The 1,439-nt window shown below is 68.1% G+C and carries 1 protein-coding gene and 1 pseudogene; both read right to left on the reverse strand.

All coding sequences use genetic code 11. The features are described from left to right. Nucleotides 1-860: sigma-70 family RNA polymerase sigma factor (locus BIU95_RS12445; RefSeq protein WP_139179781.1), on the reverse strand; the 860-nt coding region annotated here is incomplete at its 3' end. Between the two features lie 193 nt (nt 861-1,053). Beyond that, nucleotides 1,054-1,439: pseudogene (locus tag BIU95_RS12450) on the reverse strand (MFS transporter); the annotation flags it as partial.

The raw sequence follows: 1,439 nt of genomic DNA on the forward strand, positions 1-1,439 counted from the left end.
CCGAGGTCCTGCAGCATCTGGCGCTGCACGCGGGCGAGCTTGTTGATGACCTCGACCATGTGCACCGGGATGCGGATGGTGCGGGCCTGGTCGGCCATGGCGCGGGTGATGGCCTGACGGATCCACCAGGTCGCGTACGTCGAGAACTTGAAGCCCTTGGTGTAGTCGAACTTCTCGACCGCACGGATCAGGCCCAGGTTGCCTTCCTGGATGAGGTCCAGGAACTGCATGCCGCGACCGGTGTAGCGCTTGGCCAGCGAGACGACCAGACGGAGGTTCGCGCCGAGCAGGTGCGACTTCGCACGCTGACCGTCACGGGCGACCCAGCGCAGCTCACGCTCGGCGGGCTTCGACAGCCCCGTCGAGTGCTGCAGCTTGTCCTCGGCGAACAGGCCGGCCTCGATGCGCATCGCGAGCTCGACCTCCTGCTCGGCGTTGAGCAGGGCGACCTTGCCGATCTGCTTGAGGTAGTCCTTCACCGGGTCGGCGGTGGCACCCGTGATGGTCGTGGAGTAGACCGGTGCCTCGTCGTCGTCGGTCTGCGAGATGACGAGCGCACCGGCGGCGACCGCGGCAGCGGCGTCCGGCTTGGCCGTCTTGTCGTCGGTGTCGTCGGCCTCGTCGGTCGGCTCCTCGACCGGCTCGTCCGAGGCGATGGCCTCGTCGACGGCGTCGGTCTTCTTCGCCTTGGGTGCTGCCTTCTTGGCAGGCGCCTTCTTGGCAGGGGCCTTCGTGGCGGGGGCCTTCGTGGCGCGCTTCTTCGGCGCTGCGGTGCCCTCGGTGGCGGTGGCGTCCTCTGCCACAGCGCCCTCGGGCTCGGTGTCCTTCGTGGGATCGATCGTCGTGCTCCGGGCAGCCATGCGATCACCTCTCTCGTCGTGCCACGTTCGTGGGGTCGTGGCTTCCCTCGCCGCCCAGGTCCCGCGCCGCAGTCCCCCGCGTCGTACGAGTCCTACCGTTCCGGGCAGCACTAGGACCCATGTCAAGTCCCCCGAGTTCACCGGCGCACCGAAGTGCTCCGACAGACAGGGGTCCCGAACGGGTCCGTGATCATTATTGCACGTGCCGCCTCCGCAGGCGTGCAACGAGTGCAACCCAGAGTGGTCCGACGCGTATTCCCTCTTCCGAGTGCAGCACCCGACGGGTCCGGCGGCGGGCGTGCAGGAGCATCCCGACACCGAACCCGACCACGACGTACTGCACCGTGAGGGCGATCCGGAAGTTCTCCCAGGCGAACACCGTGGTGCCCGATGCCCGCGCCGCCACGTCGAGGACGACGCCGATCAGGTACATCATCACGAACGCCGCGAGGAACCCGCCGACGTTCACCACACCGTTCGCCGAGCCGAGCGAGCCGATCGGGTTGAAGGTCCGGGCGAAGTCGAAGCCGATGAGCGAACCGGGTCCGCCGATGCCCATCGCGACGACGAGCAGCACGA

The sequence above is a fragment of the Curtobacterium sp. MCBA15_007 genome (assembly GCF_001864905.1).
GTDB classification, from domain to species: domain Bacteria; phylum Actinomycetota; class Actinomycetes; order Actinomycetales; family Microbacteriaceae; genus Curtobacterium; species Curtobacterium poinsettiae.